Source organism: Hominimerdicola alba 8 (assembly GCF_000178155.2).
Taxonomy (GTDB): Bacteria; Bacillota; Clostridia; order Oscillospirales; family Ruminococcaceae; genus Hominimerdicola; species Hominimerdicola alba_C.
Genome location: NZ_ADKM02000062.1, coordinates 19,582 through 41,438 on the forward strand (window position 1 = coordinate 19,582; position 21,857 = coordinate 41,438).

The window sequence follows — 21,857 nt, forward strand, 5'->3', positions numbered from 1 at the left end:
ATGCTGAAACAAGTCGGTCTTGACAGACCGCCCACAGTCAGGCTGGGCGATGCGGTGAACGGTGACTTCTTCGCGGGGGGACTTGAATACAATCCGCCAGCAAGGGGCGTGTGGAACATAGTACACACAGGTATGCTGATACCCGAAACGCATGAGATATTCGCCTGCGCACAGGGCTGTCTGCGGGGCGTGATACTCACGGCGGCTGAGATGAACGCGCTGGACAGAATGAGCTGGATATCGGTATCCGAGCAGGATATGTTCGACGGCACACTTGAGAGCGATGTGACGGACGGTGTATGTGAGATACTTGAAAAACTCCCCTGCCGTCCAAAACAGGTGCTTTTATACCTCAGCTGTATACACCTGTTCGCGGGGTGCGACTTTGATGTGATAATAGCGGAACTTTCAGAAAAATACCCCGATATATACTTTGCCGACTGCTACATGACCCCCACCATGAGAAAGACTATCTCGCCCGATGCGAAGATGCGCGCACAGCTTTATGATGCGCTCAGACCGATGGGACTTGACAGAAATTCGGTGAGCATACTGGGCAACGACAGGGCAACAGATGAAAACAGCGAACTGGTGAGGGTCATAAAGGATAACGGCTTTGTCCTGCGCGACCTGACAGCATGCACAAGCTATCAGGAATATCTTGACATGGCAAAAAGTTCGCTGAACATAGCTTATCTGCCCACTGCGCAGTTCGGGTGCGAAGAACTTTCGGCGCGGCTGGGGGCGCAGGCGATGTATCTGCCAAACAGCTTTGATGCTGACGAGATAAGGGCGAACATGGCAAAGCTGTGCGAAGCACTTGGGGTAAACTGCCCCGACCTGACAGCAGAGGAAAATTCCGCAAAAGAAGCGCTGGCGGCGGCTAAGGAAGCTGTCGGTGATACGCCCATAGCCATCGACTTCACGGCGGTGACTCAGCCGTTCGGACTGGCGGAACTGCTTGTCCGTCACGGTTTTGATGTGAGATATATCGTCAATGACTGTCTTGGCGAGGACGGTGCGGCGTTTGAGCGGCTGAAAAGTCTTGCGCCCGACATCACCATATGTTCGGCAGTGAATGTGAACATGCTGGATTTCCCCGAACTCGAACATGAGCGGGTAATAGCAATAGGGCAGAAAGCGGCGCACTATTTTAACACCGACTATTTTGTTAACATAGTGCAGAACGGCGGATACTGGGGTTTTACAGGCATAAGCGCCATAGCCGATCTTATTGCGGGAGCCGCCCGCGCACCTAAAGACAGGCGCAGGCTGATATCCCACAAGGGCATCGGGTGCGAAAGCTGTATCTGACCACTTAATTTAAAGGCGTATGCAGTAACAACAGGCGGTGCGCAAAAAAATGTCGTATATTGTTTTATGGTCATCACGCCGACACACCTGACATTAACAATAGTTGGCGGTTCTCTTTTACCCAACGCAGGCGTGGAAAGAGAACATCTCAATAACGATCACTTGTTAAACATATCCCAATTTGGTTGTGTATTGTTCCCCCGCCGAAGGCGGGGGAACAATACGAAAGAACAGCCATTTTGTATCATCAGCAATACACATCAAAAATGGGAGTTAAACATTTATACTTATAGCAATCCAACTATTTAAATTCACAAAATCCAGTCGCAAAAGCTCGGATCTATGGATTTTGTCTGAATTTTAAGGCGGATCGCTATAGTGGTGTTTAAATGGATGACCATATATTATTTTACAGGAGTATTTTATGAAAAATGTTAGCAGGATAATCCCCTGTTATGCGGCAGACACTTCGGGCGTATGCTCGGCGCTGTACGAATTCGGGGGAATGACGGTGGTGCATGACGCATCGGGGTGCAATTCGACCTATTCCACCCACGATGAACCGCGCTGGTACGACCAACGTTCGATGATATATATTTCTGCGCTGACCGAACTTGACGCGGTCATGGGCAACGACGAAAAGCTGATAGCTGACATAGTTTCGGCTGCTAAAGACCGTTCGCCCGCATTTATAGCACTGTGCGGTTCGCCCATGCCGATGATGACAGGCTTTGACTACCGCGCGGTGGCTGAGGACATACAGCACCGCACAGGTATACCGACTTTCGGAATAGAAACAAACGGCACGCGCTCGTATGTTGACGGCGCATCAAAGGCACTGCTGGCACTGGTGAGAGAGTTCGTGCATGACATGCCGAAAGACAGCTTTGAAGGCACAACTGTCAATATCATCGGTGCTACACCCCTTGACTTTGGCATGACAGGCGCAGTCGAAAGCATGCGGAGATATTTCAGTGAGCACAAGATAAAGGTGATATCCTCGATAGGCATGGGAAGCACCCTTGACGAGATACGCAAAGCGGCTTCGGCTAAAGTTGATCTTGTGGTGTCATACACAGGGCTTGAAACTGCGCGGTATATGGAAAAAGAGTTCGGCATACCCTATATCTGCGGTGTGCCTGTGGGAGAAACAGTGCAGGCGGAAACTTGCTGCGCTGCACTGCATGAGGCGGCGCATGGCGGCAGACCGATGTCAGTTATGTATCGCGGCAAGTGCGTCGAAGAAAAAGCCGAGCGTCTGGTAATAGGCGAAGCTGTGACGGCAGGTTCGATAGCATTTTCATGGCATATACTTACTCACAGTGCAGTCGATGTGATATGCCCACCCGATATCGATGCTCCCCTCAGCCCTGATAAAAAAGACCTGCCTTTGCTTTCGGAAGATGAGATAACGGCTTATCTTTCGGATAACGGCATAAAAACGGTAGTCGCTGATCCGCTGTACAGATACATTCTGCCAGAGGGCTGCAAGCTGATCGAACTGCCGCACTTCGCGTTTTCGGGCAGATGCTTTGCAAGGGATATGCGCGATATCATCAACAATGTTAATAAGGAGTTTTTTGAATGATAAAACTGGCGATATACGGCAAGGGCGGCATCGGGAAATCCACCTGCACGGCAAATCTGGCGGCGGCGTTCGCTTCACTGGGCAAAAGGGTGATACAGATAGGCTGTGACCCCAAAGCAGATTCCACCATTAACCTGCTGGGCGGCACACCTGTCACCCCTGTGATGGACTACATGCGCGAACACGATGACGAGCCGACTTCCATTGAAGAGATAAGCAAGGTGGGCTACGGCGGCATACTCTGCATCGAAACAGGCGGACCAACACCAGGTCTTGGCTGTGCGGGACGCGGCATAATAACCACCTTCGCACTGCTGGAAGAACTTGAACTCTTCGAGAAATTCAAACCCGATGTGGTGCTTTACGATGTGCTGGGCGATGTGGTCTGCGGCGGATTTGCCGCCCCCATACGCGAGGGCTATGCCGACAAGGTGCTTATAGTGACTTCGGGCGAGAAGATGGCGCTGTATGCAGCAAACAACATCAACAAAGCGGTGAAGAACTTCGAGGACAGAAGCTATGCAAAGGTGCGCGGCATAATAATGAACCGCAGGGCTGTCGAGAACGAGGAAGAGAAAGTCAGGGCTTTTGCCGAAAGTGCAGGGCTTGATGTTGCGGCTGATATCCCACGTTCGGCTGACATAATAAAGTACGAGGATATGGGCAAAACCGTCATTGAGGGCGACCCCGAATGTGAAACCGCAAAGCGTTTCTTCGGGCTGGCAAAACTGCTTATTGCGGAGGACGAAGCTAATGGTTGAAGCATATTACATCACGGCGGCAGAACTGGCGGAAAAGGGCTTTGAGAACACGCCCGATGAACTGATGAGTTCAAAGCACATGATATACAGTTCACCTGCCACGCTGGATTTCAACTCGCCCGGTGCTAAGGGTTTCGGCGTAAAGCGTGCGGGTCTGGCAATACCCGGTTCGGTGATGCTGCTGGTAGCACCCGGCTGCTGCGGACGAAACACCGCTCTGCTGAACGAACTTGGCTACAACGAGAGGTTTTTCTATCTTCTGCTGGACGATACCGACATCGTTACAGGCAGGCATCTTACTAAGATACCCAAAGCCTGCAAGGAAGTCTGTGACAGCCTTGACTACACGCCAACGGCAGTGATGATATGTATAACCTGCGTTGATGCACTGCTTGGCACTGACATGGAGAGAGTCTGTCGAAAGTGTGAGGAAGCGACAAGCGTCCCCACACTGCCTGCATACATGTATGCGCTGACCAGAGAAAAGCGTCTGCCGCCGATGGCAGGCATACGCAAGTCGGTATACGGTCTGCTGAAACCGCAGAAAAGGCGCGGCGACCGCTGTAATATACTGGGCTATTTCTCGCATCTCCATGACAGCTGTGAACTTTACAACCTGCTTAAGTCGGTAGGGGTAAGCACACAGGAACTTTCGCGCTGTGACACCATAGAGCGCTACCACGAACTTTCAAGCGCCAACTTCAACCTTGTCATAAACCCCGAAGCCAGATACGCCGCACAGGATATGGAAAAGCGGCTGGGCATACCGTTCATAGAGATAAACAGGTTTTACCGCATAGACAAAATACGCAATCAGTACCGCCTGCTTGGTCAGGCGTTGGGTGTGCAGTTTGAAGACGGCAAATTCTATGACGCGGCAAAGAAGTCAGCAGAGGACTTAGCGGCAAAGCATGGCACTGTCAGATTTGCGGTGGGCGAATGCGTAAATGCTGACAGCTTTGAACTAGCCCTTGCGCTGACAGAGTACGGTCACAAGGTAAGTGAGATATACGGCACAGTGGGTGAGCGCAATTTCTTCTATATAAAAAAGCTGGCGGAACTTTCGCCCGATACAAGGATATTTACAAATCTTTCACCGACTATGCTGAACTATGAGCGCAAAACTGAGATAGATGTCACCATCGGCGTAGATGCGGGCTACTATCACCCCGACCTGCCCAATGTGCCGTTCAATGATGAAGAACAGCCTTTCGGTTATGAGGGCGTGTCACTTCTGGCAGAACAGCTTTCAAAAGCACTTGAAAAGGAGGGTAAGTGATGAAAAAACTGCTGAGATTTATTTCTCCCCTTGCCCCCGATGATTCGGGCGCATGTTCGGTGCTTTACGAACTGGGCGGCATAACGGTCATATGTGATGCGGGCGGCTGTGCGGGTAATGTCTGCGGTTTTGACGAACCGAGATGGTTCACCAAAAAGTCGGCACTGCTGAGTGCGGGGCTGAGAGATATGGACGCCATACTGGGCAGAGATGACCGCCTTGTGGCAAAGCTGGCGCGTGCGCAGGAACAGCTTGGAAGAGCGTTCACCGCAGTGGTGGGCACACCTGTACCCGCTGTTATCGCCACCGACTACAAAGCCATAGAACGCATGGCAGAAAAGAAAACAGGAGTTCACTGTATATGCGTGCCCTGTGACGGCACAAAGCTGTACGACAAGGGCGAAGAGGACGCATATCTGGCGCTGTTCAAGCGTTTTGCACAGGATAAACTGCCCACAGAAAAAGGCACTGCCGCCGTGATAGGCGCGACACCCCTCAACACAGGCTTTGCCAAAGCTGACAGGATAACAGAAGTCATAAAGGCTGAGGGCTTTGATGAGGTAAAGTGCATCGGGCTTGACAGCGGACTAGATGAGATAAAGAACATATCGCGGTTCGAGAAAGTTTTCGTGACAGCGCCTTCGGGCATGAAAGCGGGGGCTTATCTTAAAGAAAGATTCGGGCTTGATGTGACAGCACACGGCTGTCCGATACCGAAAGGATATGAGGACAAGCTGAAAGCGCTCGCACCTGCGGAAAAGACGCTGATAATACACCAGCAGTTCACGGCGAACGCGGTGCGCGAAATCATCGGCGGCGGTGTCTGCGGAACTTTCTTCAAGCTGGACGAAAGTGCGGCACAGGCGGGCGACTTCCACATAGCTGACGAAGAGGACTTCGCTCAGAAGGCGATGGGCTTTGAGAGGATAATAGGAGATATCAGTCTTAAAAGGGCACTGCCCGACTTCGGCGGCGAATGGATAGATCTGCCGCACTTCGCAGTGTCGGGAAAAATGTTTTGATACGGAGCAACTAAAATGAGAAAAACCGTTAATATACGCGCTTTCGGCATAGTGCAGGGCGTGGGTTTCAGACCGTTCACGGCGGTGGCGGCAGAAGAACTTGGGCTGGTCGGTACGGTGGCTAACAAGGGTTCGTATGTGGATATTATTGCTACAGGCGAGGAAGAAGCGCTTTACACTTTCGCTGACAGGATAAAGCATGAACCGCCCGAAAGGGCGATGGTGCTGAGTGTTGATATAAGCGAAGCCGAGTACACCGAGTTTTCGGGATTTGAGATAATCGAGAGTGAAAAGGAGTACGGCGATATATTCGTTTCGCCCGATATTGCGACCTGCGATAAGTGCAGGGCAGAACTGTTCGATAAAACGGACAGGAGATATCTTCACCCGTTTATAAACTGCACACAATGCGGTCCTCGCCTGACAATACTGGACACCATGCCATACGACCGCGAGCGCACCACCATGCGTGAACACCCGATGTGCAAAAAATGCGCCGCAGAATATCACGACCCGTCCACAAGGCGGTTCGATGCACAGCCTGTCTGCTGTAACGAATGCGGACCTGAGGTGTATATAGTCGGCACAGATATTCGCGGCGGGGCAGCGATAACAGAAGTGCGCCGCGCCATCATGGAGGGAAAGATAGCGGCAATAAAGGGTATAGGCGGTTTTCACCTGTGCTGTGATGCGCACAATGAAGATGCGGTGGCAAGGCTGAGAGAACTCAAAAAGCGCCCAGCAAAGCCGTTCGCACTGATGATGAAAGACATCGGCACTGTACGGCGCGAATGTCATGTCCGCGCGGGACAGGAGGAATATCTCACAGGCTGGCAGAAGCCCATAATGCTTCTGAAAAAGCGCAGTACCACCACCATCAGCGAACTGATAGCCCCCCGCAACACGACAGTCGGAGTGATGCTGCCATACGCACCTGTGCAGATGCTTATTTTCGACTACCCTGACGGGATACAGTTCAGCGACTGTCTGGTGATGACCAGCGGAAATGTGCGCGGCGCACCCATCTGCCGAAATGACGAAGATGCGCAAAAAGAGATAGGCGGCTTCTGCGACATAATGCTTTCGCATAACAGGCAGATACTTCTGCGGGCTGACGACAGCGTTTGCGACTGGCTGTTCGGCAGACCCTACATGATACGGCGTTCGAGGGGATTTGCGCCCTTGCCGTTCATGCTGAAAAATAAGGATAACAGGCAGGTGCTTGCCATCGGCGGCGAACTGAAAAACTGCTTCTGCATAGCGCGGGGCGACCTGCTTTACCCCTCGCCTTATGTGGGCGACATGGCTGATATACGCACCGTCAAGGCGCTGGAAGAAAGCACCGAGCGCATGTGCGGTCTTTTGGAAGCCGAACCGCAGGTCATAGTCTGTGACACGCACCCTAAGTACAACACAGTGCGGGTGGCTGAGGAAATAGCGCAGAAGCGCGGCATTCCCCTGCTGAAAGTCCAGCACCACTACGCGCATATACTCTCCTGCATGGCTGAGAACGGCTATGAGGGCGAGGTGATAGGTGTCAGCTTTGACGGCACAGGCTACGGCGATGACGGCACGATCTGGGGCGGCGAACTGATGGTATGCAGCTACAAAGCCTACAGGCGCGTGGGAAGCATCAAGCCGTTCATACAGACGGGCGGCGACCTTTCATCGAAAGAGGGCTGGCGCATCGCTTCGGCACTGCTGAGGGACGCTTTCGGTGACGGCGGAGAGATACTCTGCCGCAAGCTGGGCATCTGCGAAACTAACGAGTACAAACTGCAAAAAGCGATGGCTGAGAAAGGTCTTAACAGCGTGCGCTCCACAAGCTGCGGGCGGCTGTTCGATGCGGTATCTGCCATACTGGGCATTGTCAGGACTTCGACTTTTGAGGGTGAGGCTTCCACCGCGCTGATGTGCGAGGCTGAGAAGTATCTTGAAAAGCACCCCGCCATCGCGGATAACTACCGCAAGCCCGAAAAACTCATAAAAGCGGACGAGGACTATGTGACCCTCTGCACTATGGTGCTGGCGGCGGATATTGCCGAACGCAGGCTTGCAGACTGTCAGGCTGGGGCGCTGGCATACACGTTCCATGCGGTGCTGGCTGACATGGTGACTGCCGCCTGTGTGAAGATAAGCGCTGACACGGGGCTGAAAACAGCCGCCCTCAGCGGAGGTGTCTTTCAGAACAGACTGCTGACGAGGCTGTGCTGTGACAGGCTGAGCGATGCAGGCTTCAGTGTGCTGACCCACAGTCTTGTACCGCCAAACGACGGCGGCATAGCGCTGGGTCAGGCGGCTTACGGCATATACAACGTCTGATAAGGAACATTTATCAAGGTGTTTTCTTTCCTCCGCCTGTGGTGGAAGGAAGAAAAGCGCCAACTATCAACAATACCCACTGAAAAGTTGTTTGATATGGTGTGGGATATCACATCAGAAAATAAGGAGGAAATTCAAATGTGTGTTGGTTTATCTGCAAAAGTAGTAAGTGTTAAGGACGGCACTGCGCTGATAGATGCGAACGGCGCAAAGCGCGAGGTAAGCGCCGACCTGCTGGAAGAACTTGAACCCGGCGATTACGTGATGGTACACGCAGGCGTTGCCATCGCGAAGATAACCGAGAGCGATGAAGACGAAGCTAACGATGTAATGGAGAATTTGTTATGAACGAACAGGCTAAAAAAGCGCGTGACATTATCACAAATTATAAGGGCAGACCGCTGAGGATAATGGAAGTCTGCGGCACCCACACCCACGAGATATTCAGGCTGGGTCTGAGGAAACTTCTGCCCGAAAATGTTGAACTTATATCGGGACCGGGATGTCCCGTATGCGTGACACCTGTCGGCTTCATCGACGAAGCTATCTGGCTGGCGCTGGAAAAGGGCTGTATCATCACCACTTTCGGTGACCTGATACGTGTACCCGGCACTGAGATGCCGCTGGCGGGCGCAAGGGCTAAGGGTGCGCAGGTAAGACCTGTCTACTCGCCGCTGGACGCAGTCGAAATGGCGCGGCAGAACCCCGATGAACAGATAGTTTTTCTGGCGGTGGGCTTTGAAACCACCACGCCGTCGGCATGTCTTGCAGTGGAAACAGCAAAGAAAGAGGGGCTTAAAAACTTCTCACTGCTGACCGCCAACAAGACCATGCCAAACGCCTACAACGCCCTTGAGGGCAGTGCAGATGCTTTTCTCTATCCGGGACATGTCAATGCCATAGCAGGCACAGAGATATGCGAAGAACTGAAAAAGCGCGGAGTTTCGGGTGTAGTTGCGGGCTTCACCGCAAGCGAACTGCTGACAGCGCTGGCTGTCATACTGGTGAACGCCGAAAAGGGCGAGCCGTTCTTTGTAAACTGCTACCCCCGCGTTGTCAAGGCAGAAGGCAATCCCTCAGCGCGTGAACTGGTAAAGCGCGTGATGGAACCCTGCGACACCGAATGGCGCGGTCTGGGCGTGATACCCATGTCGGGCATGAAACTGCGTGATGAGTTCGCAGAGTTCGATGCGCGCAAAAAATTCGGCATGCCGAAGATAACAGGCAAGCCGAACCCAGCCTGCCGCTGCGGAGAAGTTTTGCAGGGTAAATGCAAGCCAAGCGACTGCAAGGTATTCGGCAAAGTCTGTACCCCCGAACACCCTGTCGGTGCCTGCATGGTATCGGACGAGGGCGCTTGCGCGGCTTATTATCAGTACGGCGGAGTATAAACAGACTTCATGGATAAAACGGCAGTAAAAAATCACTAGCGAAAGTACACTTTATCGTACAACAGCATAAAGGAGTAAATTGAAATGGCAGAAAAAACAGTAACACTGGCACACGGCGCGGGCGGAAAACAGACCTCCGAACTGATAGATCAGGTATTCAAGGCGCACTTCTCGAACCCGCAGTTCACCGCAGACGATGCGGCTGTGCTGAACATGGGCGAGGGCAGACTGGCTATGTCCACCGACGGCTTCATCGTTTCGCCTTTTGAATTCAATGGCGGAAACATCGGCAAACTCAGCATTTGCGGCACAGTAAACGACCTGAGCTGCATGGGCGCAAAGCCCCTCTACATGACATGCGCTTTCGTCATCGAAGAAGGCTTCCCACTTGACAAGCTGGAAGAGATAGCGGCTTCGATGGAAAAGACCGCCAACGAAGTCGGCGTTAAGATAGTTGCAGGCGATACTAAAGTCGCAGGCAAGGGTCAGGTGGATAAGATATTCATAACCACCACAGGCATCGGTAAAATAATGGACAATGCAGACACCTCAGGCACTTACGCAAAGCCTGGTGATGCTGTTATCGTGACGGGCGATGTGGGCAGACACGGCTGTACTATCCTGCTGGCGCGTGACGAATATGGCATAGATGCTGATGTTGACAGCGATTGCGCACCGCTCTGGGGAACAGTCGAAAGCCTTTACACCGTCACCAACGAGATACACACCATACGCGATGCCACACGCGGCGGCGTGGGTACAGTCCTCTACGAGATAGCCGAGCAGAGCGGCGTGGGCGTTCGCCTTAATGCGGCTGACATACCCGTAGACCCCGCAGTTAAGGGCGTTTGCGGCATGCTGGGTCTTGAACCCCTCTACCTTGCTTGTGAGGGCAGACTTGTCATAATCGCCCCGAAAGACAAAGCGCCCGCGCTGGTCGAGAAACTGCGCGAGGGCAAGTATTCTAAGAATGCGGCGATAATAGGCGAGATAACCGCCGATAACGCAGGAAGAGTCGTTATGGAGACCGAGATAGGCGCACAGACGATGCTGCCTCAGCCGGGCGGCGAACTTCTGCCGAGAATTTGCTAAAAATCAAGCGGACAGGCATTGACCTGTCCGCTTTTTTGTGCATTTATCTGCGGCTTTCCTTCCCGCACCTGCGGCGGGTGAAGAAAATATCCGACTGTTCTCCCGGTTTTATCTGCCTGTCGAACCAAACCCGCCCGCGCCGCGTTCGGTATCCGAAAGTTCGGTCACTTCACAGACTTCGGGACGGAAGATGGGTGTTACCACCAACTGCGCTATGCGCTCGCCCGCATTGATTGTCTGCGGCTTGTCGGAATGATTGTGCAGTGCGACTATCAGTTCGCCGCGATAGTCCCAGTCTACCACACCAACGCAGTTTGCAGGCGCAAGTCCCAGCTTTGTTGCGAGGGAACTGCGTGCATAGATCAGCAGAACGGCGTTTTTCTCGCCGTCAAGTTCTGCCGCCAGACCTGTCGGGACTTTTTCAGTCGCCCCCGCCGCGATGGTCAGCGGCGCATCAAGGCAGGCAGTCAGATCCATGCCTGCGCTGAATTCGGTCTGGTAAGCGGGTATCACCGCATTTTCACGTAGTTTTTTGAATAGAAGTTTCATAGCTTTCTCCTTACTGCACACCGCGATAGTAAAGCCCGCGAGTGATCTTGTCGGGGCGGCCAAGTCCGCCGATGGAATATTCATCAATGATGCGGCGCACCTGTGCGGGTCTTTCATCGGTAAAGTCCAGCATCAGGAAATCAGCTTTGCCGAAGTCACCGATCTTGTCTGCCATGTAGAGGGTGTCGCTGTTGAGTATCTCCACGTAGCCCTCTTTGCGCGAACAGCGCACAGGAAATTCTCTGCCTGTACGGTCGGTGACTTTTTTTGTACAGCTTTTGCACCCCACCGCCGCCGATATGGGGCAGTTAGCCGTCAGCATCAGCGGAAGCCTGCCATAAGCGTAAACGCCGACAGGCAAGGGCTTTTTCAGGCGTGCGATCTGAACGGCTCTCAGTTCAAAGCTGACAACAGCATCAGCCGCGCCCAGCTTTTTCGCCACATTCAGCGCACAGGAATTGGTCAGATTAAATCCGAATCCCGCGTGGAAAGTCATTCCCAGCCGTTCAGCTATCTCAGCATGTGCGAGATTAGCAGCGTAAATGCGTGTGATGCCTGCCGACTGCGCCAGCTTTGTACGGTTTATCACCGACTTTTCATCAAAAGTAAATCTCGGCAGACAGACAGCCAGCTTTTCGGCAGGAAATACCTCAGCCGCCTTTACCGCGATATTCAGCGGGACAGCGCAAAATTCCACATCTTCGGGTGAAACAGCCGCCAGCTGTTCGAGCGTTGTCACGCTTGCCCGCAGAGTCCTGCCGCCGCCGTGATACTCTTCAAAGTCCAGAATATCCGCCTTTTCAAAGCCGACTTCCCTGCCGTTGACCTTAGCACGCAGTTCGTCCATATCCCTGCACGCGCGGCGGCGCAGGTCGTTGAGTGCTTTCGGGCTGACATACAGCCCCTCACCTATATGACAGACTACCCCCGCTGATGTGTATATGCTGTCGCCCAGCTTTGAAAGCTGTTTTTCCGCAAGTTCCCTGTCAAGGGCGCGGTTCTCGGCTTTTGAGGGTGCAGGGTCTTTCTCGGTGACACGGTTGCCATCGTCATCTTCGGCAGTCAGCGCTATCTCTTCGCCGTCACTGACGAAAAGTTCAAATTTAAGGGCTGAGCGCTTGTCCTCAGCGCGGTAAAGTTCATGTATCTTCGGGAATGCTTTTGCGCCTGCCGCCGCATCTTCACCTGTGCGCATGCCGAACATATCTGCCCCCAGCTTGTGGTGCAGATAACCGTCAGTAAAACCGCCCCGCGAAAACACCGCTTCGAGTGTGCGGCGGTCGTAAGGCTCTCCGTTCAGCGCATGTTTACAGCTGTCAACGGCGGCAGCGGCGTATTCGGGGCGCTTCATTCTGCCCTCTATCTTCAGCGAACTTACCCCCGCCGCAACTATCTCGCGCAGTTCATCGCAGTATGACATATCTTTCAGCGATAGATCGTAGCGCTCTTTTCCTCTTCCGCCCGCATTACACGGCAGACGGCAAGCCTGCGCACAAAGCCCCCTGTTGGCACTGCGCGAACCTATCACCGCACTCATATAGCACTGCCCCGACACCGACATGCACAGCGCCCCATGCACGAACACCTCAGTTTCGATGCCAAGCGCTGACAGTTCGCGGATAATATCCAGCGGCAGTTCGCGTGAAAGTACAGTGCGCTTGAAGCCCAGTTTTTTTGTCAGTTCCACCCCGCAGGCGGTATGCACCGTCATCTGCGTAGATGCGTGTATCGGCAGTTCGGGACAGCATCGGCGTGCAATCTCGGTAAGCGCCAGGTCCTGTGTGATGATGCCGTCCACGCCGACTTTAGCGCAGTGTTCCACCGCCGCCATGCACTGTTCAAGCTGTTCATCGAACAGCACCGTGTTGATGGTGCGGTACAGCTTGACGCCGCGCCTGTGGCACTCATAGACAGCCCGCTCTATCTCTTCATTGGTGAAATTCACCGCGTTCTGCCTTGCAGAAAAATCTTCGCCCCCAAGATAGACCGCATCGCAGCCTGCCCTGAGGGCTGCCTGCAACACTTCAAACGAGCCGCAGGGTGCAAGTATCTCAGCCATTACTTATTGCTCCCGCCGCCTGCATAATTGCCCGCAAGGTTCAGCGGTTTCTGTGCGGCACTGGTAACAGCGCTGATATCTTCTGCCCCCACAGATGACTTCTCGCCTATCGCCGCCTCGATATCGCCTTTAAGTATATCCACAGCACTGACAGCTTCGCCCACATTATTTGATGAGCCGAAATTCGTGCGCTCTGCCAGTTCCTTTTCCAGCTGTTCCACCCTCTCTTTGAGAGCCTTTATCTCACGCTGAGCGGCAGCTGCCTGATTTCTCGCCCTGCCCGCATCGTCAACATAATCCTTTATCTGGGTGCGTATATTGTCGATATTGCGGTTCTGCTGACCCAGTTCGTCCATACAGTCAAGGGCAGTCAGCACAGCACAGTCAGTGACAGAAAGGCTGGAAAATCTTGCGCGCATGGTGCGTATACGCTTGTCGAGTGCCTCCGCCAGCTTCTCCGTATAGTCCTTATTCTCCTCACTGGTAAGATTATACTCCTTACCCATTATAATAACCTTATAGGTCGCCATAATAATACCTCCTTGCAGACCAAAATACTTCACACTTCATTATACAACATTTTTCACAAAAAATAAAGACCTTTTGCAAAAAAAGTTTTCAAAAAAATCGGAGCATTTTTCCATGCTCCGATCTTATCATTTTTCATCAGTACATCTTGTTTCCCAGAAAGCCACTGCGCCTGCCGCCGCAACGTTCAGCGAGTCAACGCCGTGTGCCATCGGTATCTTTACGGTAAGGTCGCAGGCTGAAATGGTATCTTCCCGCAGACCGTCACCCTCTGTACCCAGCACTATTGCAAGTTTTTCCGCGTTTTTCAGACGCTCGTCCGCTATACTCACAGTGTCGTCCCGCAGTGCCATAGCCGCCGTCAGCCAGCCGTCAGCTTTCAGCTTTTCTATATAGCCGCTGTCGGAAGTCCCCGCATATCTCCACGCTATCTGAAAGACCGTCCCCATGCTGACACGGATAGTGCGCCTGAAAAGCGGGTCGGAACAGCCGTCGGTCAGCAGTATGCCGTCAATTCCCATAGCCGCCGCCGAGCGGAACACCGCGCCGATGTTGGTCTGGTTCATTATATCCTCCAGCACCGCGATGCGCCTTGCATTTTCGGGAAACGCCTGCATAGCGCGGCGCTTCATGGCGCACAGCACCCCCTGTGTCAGCTTGAAGCCCGTTATCTTCGTCAGCTGTTCCCTGTCGGCGGTGTAGACAGGTACATCGCCCAGCCGCGCGATGATGTCTGCCGCCTGACCGCTTACATACTTCTTTTCTGCCAGCATCGAAACTGCTTCAAAGCCTGCGTCCAGCGCCGTTCTTATGACTTTCGGGCTTTCCGCCACGAATATGCCCGCCGCTTTCAAGCCGAGTTCGGCAGTGTCAGTGTATGGCGCAAGTTCGGGCGCGGCGAGGTCAGTGACCTCGATGATATTTGCCACCTCAGCCCTCCAGCTCGTCCATCTGCTTTATCAGGTCACCGAACAGTGCAAGCGCATCGGTGACAGGCTTTGTGGTGGACATATCCACGCCTGCCCTCTTCAACAGAGATATCGGGTCGGTCGAACAACCGCCGCTGAGGAATCCCTCAATGTAGTCCTTAACAGCGGGCGCACCCTCTTTCAGTATCCTCTGTGAGAGCGCTATCGCCGCAGAATAGCCTGTTGCATACTGGTAAACGTAGTAGTCGTAATAGAAGTGCGGTATCCTCGCCCATTCCATCTTGATATCTTCGTCAAGCACCACACCGTCACCGAAATACAGCTTGTTCAGTTCACCGTATATCTCGCAGAGAGTGTCAGCAGTCAGCGAGTCGCCCGATGCACATATCTCATTGCATTTCAGTTCAAATTCAGCGAACATGGTCTGCCTGTAAAGTGTTGTGCGGAACTGTTCGAGGAAATAGTTTATCAGATATGCCTTTTCCTTCTTGTCATCGGTGTGCGCCAGCAGGTATTGCATCAGCAGTGCTTCGTTGCAGGTCGAAGCCACTTCTGCCACGAATATCACATAATCGCTGTATACCACAGGCTGGTTCTTGTTGGAGAGATATGAGTGTATCGCATGACCCATCTCGTGCGCCAGCGTGAACATGCAGTCAAGGGTGTCCTTGTGATTCAGCAGAACATAAGGGTGTACCCTTGCACCCGCAGAATAAGCGCCGCTTGTTTTGCCCTCGTTCTCGTAAACATCTATCCAGCGGTTTTCAAAGCCCTCGCGCAGTATTGCAAGATATTCCTCTCCCATCGGCGCAAGCGCTTTCAGCACTGTTTCCTTAGCCTCTTCAAATGTCACCTTCATCTCAAAGTCTGAAACGATAGGTGTGTAGAGGTCATAGTAATGCAGTTCGTCAACGCCCAGCAGTTTTTTGCGCAGTGCCACATAGTCATACATATAGTGCATGTTGTCATGTACTGCCTTTATCAGGTTGGTATATACCTCAGTGGGAACTTCGTTGGCAGACAGCGCCGCCTCAAGCGAAGAGCCGTACTTTCTCGCCTGCGAATAGAAGTTCACCGCCTTTATCTGAGCATTCAGCGTAGCGGCGCAGGTGTTCCTGAATGTGCCGTAGCTTTTATACATCGACTCAAAAGCCGACTTTCTCAGCACACGGTCGGTACTCTTCACCAGCGGTATATAACTGCCGTGAGTTACCTGATGCGCTTTGCCGTCCTTGTCAACAGCATCATCGAATTTAAGGTCAGCATCAGCAAACATGCCGTAGATATTCTCGGCAGAATTGCCCATCTCGCCTGTCATGGCAAGGAGTTTTTCCTCAGCTTCCGACAGAACATGTTCTTTTTTCAGGCGTATGCGGTCGAGGTGATGGCGGTAGAGTTCAAGGTCTTTGTTCGCCTTGTAGAAGCCGTCCAGCGTTTCATCGGGTATCGCGATAAGTTCGGGCGTTTCAAAACTGCCCGCTGAATTTATCGCCACATACACATTCATCAGCTGACCTGTGTAACTCTGGTACTTTGCAACGGCAGTGTCCTCATCGGACTTGCGCTGTGCGTAGTTGCCCAGCGCATCGCAGGCAACGGATATCTCATCACACATTTTCAGATATCCCAGCAGAGTGTCAGCGCTCTCAGCCAGTCTTCCTTTGTAAGAAGCTATCCTTTCGGGGAACTTTTTCAGTTCTTCCAGCGCAGTCTCCCACGCCTCATCTGTAGCAAAAATATCTTCTATCGCCCAAGTATTCTCGCGGGCAACTTCCGACCTCTTTGGTATTCTTTCTTCGCTCATGTCAATTCTCCTTTACGATTTATAATATTATCCCAATTGGGTTGTGTATTGTTCCCACGCCGAAGGCGGGGGAACAATACGAAAGAACAGCCATTTTGTATCATCATCAATCCACATCAAAATTGGGAGATAATATTTACATTTGAACTTTGCTGATACATAATTCATAATTATGACTATCCCTTTAGCACAACGGCTGAAATGCGGTGGGGGAAAGATATACGCCAACCACTTTAAGTTCTGCCGGATCGCTGTTTTTTGAGGTGTGTCAGCGGGATAACCATATTCATAATTATCAGCATAACAGTGCCGCAAACAAAGTAAAGCGCGAGTCAAAGCGTTCGGTCAAGCCCGCCGCCGTAGGGCTTGCGGAGAGTTTGAGGGGCAGCGCCCTTCAATTTGGTAAACAGTCCAAACACGGGCATTTCGCCCAAAATTTCAAACGCACAGATCTTCCGCCCCTGCCAATAATTATGAATTATGAATTATAAATTATGAATTATAAAAGATGCACTACTATTATACCACGCTTTTCGCGAAATAGCAAGCGCTTTTTGTCAATTTGGTTATACAAAACTAACCATCACACAAAAGAGAACAGCCCACAGCTGTTCCCACTTTTTATCCGTACAGAAAAACAGATCACTATAGCAATCCGCCTTAAATTTCAGACAAAATCCAGTCACAAAACCCATAGATCCCAGCTTTTGCGACTGAATTTTGTGAATTTAAAAAGTTGGATTGCTATAAAAGCACGTATCCTCTATTTCTCCCTCTTTCTGAACTTCTGCTTTATATCGGGCAGATATTCCAGAAACAAAGACAGAGCCAGCCCGCCGACACATCCGGGGTCAGCCAAAAGAGGTATCACCCACAGCCATACCCGCTTTATGCCAAAAGCCACTATCAGCCCCAGCGCACACAGCATACCGCCGTAAAACGGCGCACCCGACGGCAGTCTTTTGCGCTCTTCTTTTGGCAGTTTCCGCATTTTTCTGCCCGCGTATATCAGATAATAGTTCAGCGCTATCATAGCCGCACCCGGCAGGAACAGCAATGCGCCCGCTATTATCATCTCAACTCTGTATCTTTCCATAATGTTCTCTTATATATCGAAATTCAGCCCGCTGAAACGAGCGGGCTGAATGCTGATATCAAACTCTTATATCTCCCTCGAACACAGTGACAGCTTCGCCTGTCATGTAGACTGTGTCCTCAGTGTAGCGGATAGTCAGGTTGCCGCCGCGCAGCATAACAGTGACTTCCTCATTCATCGGGCAGTAACCGTTCAGCACTGCCGCCACCACTGCCGCACAAGCGCCTGTGCCGCATGCGAATGTTTCGCCCGAACCGCGCTCCCATACACGCATTTTCAGTGTGTGGCTGTCTATCACCTTGATGAACTCGGTGTTCACCCTCTCAGGGAATATCGGGTCATGCTCAAACTTCGGACCTATCTTCTCTATCTCCATATCATCGATATTGTTCATAAAGACGATGCAGTGAGGGTTGCCCATAGATACGCATGTAACGCGGTGCTTCTCGCCCGCTATCTCAACTTCCCTGTCAACAACTCTGCCGTTTTCGTCAGCAGGAAGTGTGCATGGTATCCTCTCAGGTTCGAGTATAGCCGCGCCCATGTCAACAGTAGCGCCGTTTACCTCGCCGTAATGCCTGCTGAGTTTTACCTTGATTATGCCCGAAAGCGTTTCGATGGTCATTCTGTCGCGGTCTACCAGACCGTTATCGCGCATGAACTTTGCAACACAGCGTATGCCGTTACCGCACATCCTGCCCTCCGAACCGTCAAGGTTGAACATTCTCATCCTGCCGTCAGCAACCTTAGAGCGGCATACCAGTATAACACCGTCACCGCCCACGCCGAAATGCCTGTCAGACAGGTTCAGCGCAAAGCCCTCAGGGTTATCTATCATGCGGTCAAAGCAGTTGAAGTATACATAGTCGTTGCCGCAGCCGTGCATCTTTGTGAAGTGCAGTGTGGTCTTTTCGCGGCGCATGTTGTTAATATCGACTATCTCGGTGTTCGATTCATTGTACTTGCTTCTTATGGAAGCCGCGATAGCGTTCGCGGTATCTATCGAAGTCAGGCATGGTATGTTCCACTCGACCGTCTTTCTTCTTATCTTAACAGAATCTCTTGACGGTATGCGTCCCTTTGAAGATGTGGAGATAACGTAGTTTACCTTGCCGCTCTCGATAAGGGTCAGGGTGTTTTCATCACTCTCGTGTATCTTCTTGACAGCTTCCGCCTTGATGCCGTGATCGTGCAGTACCCTCGCAGTACCCTCAGTAGCGTATATCTTGAAGCCCAGATCCGAGAACATCTTCGCGGTCTGAGGTATCTCCTTTTTATCGGAGTCACGCACCGTGATGAACACGCCGCCCTTCTGTTCCAGCTTGTAGCCTGCCGCAGTCAGACCCTTGTACAGCGACTCTTCCAGCGAACTTGAAACTGCCAGTACTTCGCCTGTTGACTTCATTTCAGGTCCCAGATGGTTGTCAACGCCTATCAGCTTCTCAAAGCTGAACACAGGCACCTTTACCGCAACATAAGGCGAATTCGGGTGCAAACCCACGCCGTAGCCCATATCTCTCAGCTTTTCGCCCAGCATAGCTTTTGTTGCAAGGTCTACCATCGGCACGCCCGTAACTTTTGAGATGTACGGTATAGTTCTTGAAGAACGCGGGTTTACCTCGATGACATAAAGTTCGTCCTCGTAGATAAGGTACTGTATGTTGACAAGACCCTTCGTTTTCAGCGAGAGCGCCAATCTCTTCGAGCAGTCAACTACCTTGTCTATCAGCCTGTCGGAAACGTTCCATGCGGGGTAAACAGCTATCGAGTCGCCCGAGTGTATACCTGTTCTCTCGATATGTTCCATGATACCCGGTATGAGTATATCCTCACCGTCACAGATAGCATCTATCTCCAGTTCGATACCCATCAGATACTTGTCTATCAGCACAGGGTTCTCGATGCCCTGATCGAGTATGATCGCCATGTACTCCTTAATATCTGCTTCGTTGAATGCGATTATCATGTTCTGACCGCCCAGCACGTAAGATGGACGCATCAGCACAGGATAGCCTATCCTGTCAGCAACTTCCAGCGCTTCCTCACAGGTCATTACCGTGAAGCCCTCAGGACGCTTGATGTGCAGTTCTTCCAGCAGCTCATCAAAGCGCTCTCTGTCCTCAGCCGCATCTATCGAATCGGGAGGTGTGCCCAGTATCTTCACGCCGTTCTCATTGAGGTGCTTTGTCAGCTTGATAGCCGTCTGTCCGCCGAAAGCCACAACAACGCCTGCGGGCTTCTCAACGCGGATTATGTTCATAACATCTTCATCGGTCAGCGGCTCGAAATACAGCCTGTCAGCGGTATCAAAGTCGGTGGAAACAGTTTCGGGGTTGTTGTTGACTATTACAACATCATAGCCGTGTTCTTTCAGCGCCCATACGCAGTGTACCGACGCATAGTCGAACTCGATGCCCTGTCCTATCCTTATAGGACCCGAACCGAATACGATGACAGTTTCTTTCTTCTGCTTCTGCTCAGCGATAAATTCCTCCGCTTCGTCCTCGTCATCATATGTCGAATAGAAGTAAGGTGTGTTAGCCGCAAACTCAGCCGCGCAGGTATCGACCATCTTGAAGACAGCATGTGCGTGTTCTTTCACAGGTTCGCCGCTTATGCGCTCAATGACCTTGTCGGGGTAGCCCATGCGCTTTGCTTCAAGGTAAGTTTCCTTTGAAACATCGCCCTTAGCCAGTTTCCTCTCCATGTCGATGAGCTTTGTCAGCTTGTACAAAAACCACTCATCTATCATAGTTTCAGCGTGAAGTTCATCAACGCTCACGCCGCGCCTGAGTGCTTCGTATACAAGGAATATCCTCTCATCACTTGGCTTTTTCAGCTTGTCCTTTATCTCTTCAAGGGTGAGGTCTGCCATCTTTGGCGAGATAAGGCAGTCGTGACCTATCTCAGCGCCGCGCACAGCCTTCATGATAGCCTGCTCGAAAGTAGTGCCTATCGCCATGACCTCGCCCGTTGCCTTCATCTGTGTGCCCAGTTCGCGCTTTGCATAAACGAACTTGTCAAAAGGCCACTTGGGGAGCTTTACAACAACATAGTCCAGCGCAGGCTCGAAACATGCGTAAGTTTTGCCTGTTACGGCGTTCTTTATCTCGTCGAGGGTGTAGCCGATAGCTATCTGTGCCGCCACCTTAGCTATGGGGTAGCCCGTAGCCTTTGAAGCCAGCGCCGACGAACGCGAAACTCTGGGATTTACTTCTATTACAGCATACTCGAAAGTTTCGGGATTCAGCGCGAACTGACAGTTACAGCCGCCCTCCACTTTCAGTGTGTCGATTATCTTCAGCGCCGCCGAGCGAAGCATCTGATACTCCTTGTCAGCCAGTGTAACCGCAGGCGCTATAACTATCGAGTCACCTGTGTGAACGCCCACAGGGTCAAAGTTCTCCATCGAGCAGACGGTTATCACGTTGCCCTTAGAGTCACGCATCACCTCGAACTCTATCTCTTTCCAGCCTGCTATGCACTTTTCCACCAAAACCTGTGTGATAGGCGAAAGGTACAGACCGTTTCTGGTTATCTCGATAAGTTCCTCTTCATTGTTGACGATTCCGCCGCCGGTTCCGCCGAGAGTGAATGCGGGGCGGATTATCAGCGGATAGCCGATGCCCTCTTCGTTTGCGAAAGCCACAGCGTCCTCAACAGTATTTACGACCTTAGATGGTATGCAGGGCTGACCGATCGACTCCATAGTGTCCTTGAACAGCTGTCTGTCCTCAGCCTTGTCGATGGTCTCTGGGTTAGCGCCCAGCAGCTTTACATTGTACTTTTCAAGGAAGCCCTCTTTTGCCAGCTGCATCGAAAGGGTAAGACCTGTCTGACCGCCAAGTGTTGACAGCAGACTGTCAGGGCGCTCTTTGATTATCACCCTCTTGACCGTTTCAAGTGTCAGCGGTTCAATGTATATCTTATCCGCCATCGCATTGTCTGTCATGATGGTGGCGGGATTGGAATTTATCAGTATTACCTCAAGACCCTGCTGCTTCAAAGCGCGGCAAGCCTGAGTGCCCGCATAGTCGAACTCAGCAGCCTGACCTATAACGATAGGACCCGACCCGATGACCAGAACGCGGCGTATTTCATTATTTAAAGGCATATCTTATCT

The 21,857-nt window shown here is 52.0% G+C and carries 16 protein-coding genes; 9 read left to right on the forward strand and 7 right to left on the reverse strand.

Features of this window, described 5'->3' with window-relative positions; translation table 11 throughout:
- The 9 genes from CUS_RS05540 (at position 1) to hypE (ending at position 10,769) form a co-directional block, all read left to right on the forward strand.
- A complete protein-coding gene (locus CUS_RS05540; RefSeq protein WP_002848199.1) occupies positions 1-1,314 on the forward strand; it encodes a nitrogenase component 1 in 1,314 nt (437 codons plus the stop codon).
- 424 nt (positions 1,315-1,738) lie between these two features.
- The gene (locus CUS_RS05545; protein WP_002848661.1) at positions 1,739-2,902 is read left to right on the forward strand and encodes a nitrogenase component 1; all 1,164 of its coding nucleotides are present in this window, start codon (positions 1,739-1,741) and stop codon (positions 2,900-2,902) included.
- Positions 2,899-3,663 carry an AAA family ATPase gene (locus tag CUS_RS05550; RefSeq protein ID WP_002848426.1) on the forward strand — a complete coding sequence of 255 codons (765 nt, stop codon included), beginning with the start codon at positions 2,899-2,901 and terminating at the stop codon, positions 3,661-3,663. The genes CUS_RS05545 and CUS_RS05550 overlap by 4 nt, the downstream gene beginning before the upstream one ends.
- A complete protein-coding gene (locus tag CUS_RS05555) occupies positions 3,656-4,942 on the forward strand; it encodes a nitrogenase component 1 (protein WP_002848250.1) in 1,287 nt (428 codons plus the stop codon). Before CUS_RS05550 ends, CUS_RS05555 begins: the two co-directional genes overlap by 8 nt.
- Positions 4,942-5,964: a nitrogenase component 1 gene (locus CUS_RS05560; protein ID WP_002848239.1), complete on the forward strand. Its 1,023-nt coding sequence runs from the start codon at positions 4,942-4,944 to the stop codon at positions 5,962-5,964. Before CUS_RS05555 ends, CUS_RS05560 begins: the two co-directional genes overlap by 1 nt.
- A 15-nt stretch (positions 5,965-5,979) precedes the next feature.
- Positions 5,980-8,286 carry a carbamoyltransferase HypF gene (hypF, locus tag CUS_RS05565; protein WP_002848576.1) on the forward strand — a complete coding sequence of 769 codons (2,307 nt, stop codon included), beginning with the start codon at positions 5,980-5,982 and terminating at the stop codon, positions 8,284-8,286.
- 138 nt (positions 8,287-8,424) lie between these two features.
- Complete coding sequence (locus CUS_RS05570; protein ID WP_002848260.1) at positions 8,425-8,634, forward strand: HypC/HybG/HupF family hydrogenase formation chaperone; 210 nt, start codon at positions 8,425-8,427, stop codon at positions 8,632-8,634.
- Positions 8,631-9,677, forward strand: a complete 1,047-nt coding sequence (gene hypD, locus CUS_RS05575) for a hydrogenase formation protein HypD (protein WP_002848589.1) — start codon at positions 8,631-8,633, stop codon at positions 9,675-9,677. Before CUS_RS05570 ends, hypD begins: the two co-directional genes overlap by 4 nt.
- Positions 9,678-9,761: 84 nt before the next feature.
- Entirely contained in the window at positions 9,762-10,769 is a 1,008-nt protein-coding gene (gene hypE, locus CUS_RS05580) for a hydrogenase expression/formation protein HypE (RefSeq protein WP_002848530.1), read from the forward strand.
- A 108-nt stretch (positions 10,770-10,877) separates the two neighbouring features.
- On the opposite strand, the gene dut is transcribed toward hypE, so the two are convergent.
- The 7 genes from dut to carB form a co-directional block, all read right to left on the reverse strand.
- Complete coding sequence (gene dut, locus CUS_RS05585) at positions 10,878-11,318, reverse strand: dUTP diphosphatase (protein WP_002848272.1); 441 nt, start codon at positions 11,316-11,318, stop codon at positions 10,878-10,880.
- A 10-nt stretch (positions 11,319-11,328) separates the two neighbouring features.
- Complete coding sequence (locus tag CUS_RS05590) at positions 11,329-13,377, reverse strand: U32 family peptidase (protein ID WP_002848637.1); 2,049 nt, start codon at positions 13,375-13,377, stop codon at positions 11,329-11,331.
- On the reverse strand, positions 13,377-13,907 hold the full coding sequence (locus CUS_RS05595; RefSeq protein ID WP_002848501.1) for a cell division protein ZapA: 531 nt from the start codon (positions 13,905-13,907) through the stop codon (positions 13,377-13,379). The genes CUS_RS05590 and CUS_RS05595 overlap by 1 nt, the downstream gene beginning before the upstream one ends.
- A 126-nt stretch (positions 13,908-14,033) precedes the next feature.
- Positions 14,034-14,834, reverse strand: coding sequence for a TrmH family RNA methyltransferase (locus CUS_RS05600; protein WP_002848244.1), 801 nt, complete (start codon positions 14,832-14,834; stop codon positions 14,034-14,036).
- Position 14,835: 1 nt separating this feature from the next.
- Positions 14,836-16,638, reverse strand: coding sequence for an oligoendopeptidase F (gene pepF, locus CUS_RS05605; protein WP_002848470.1), 1,803 nt, complete (start codon positions 16,636-16,638; stop codon positions 14,836-14,838).
- 763 nt (positions 16,639-17,401) lie between these two features.
- Entirely contained in the window at positions 17,402-17,734 is a 333-nt protein-coding gene (locus CUS_RS05610) for a hypothetical protein (RefSeq protein ID WP_002848315.1), read from the reverse strand.
- Between the two features lie 58 nt (positions 17,735-17,792).
- A complete protein-coding gene (carB, locus tag CUS_RS05615) occupies positions 17,793-21,848 on the reverse strand; it encodes a carbamoyl-phosphate synthase large subunit (protein WP_002848374.1) in 4,056 nt (1,351 codons plus the stop codon).
- Between the last annotated feature and the right edge of the window lie 9 nt (positions 21,849-21,857).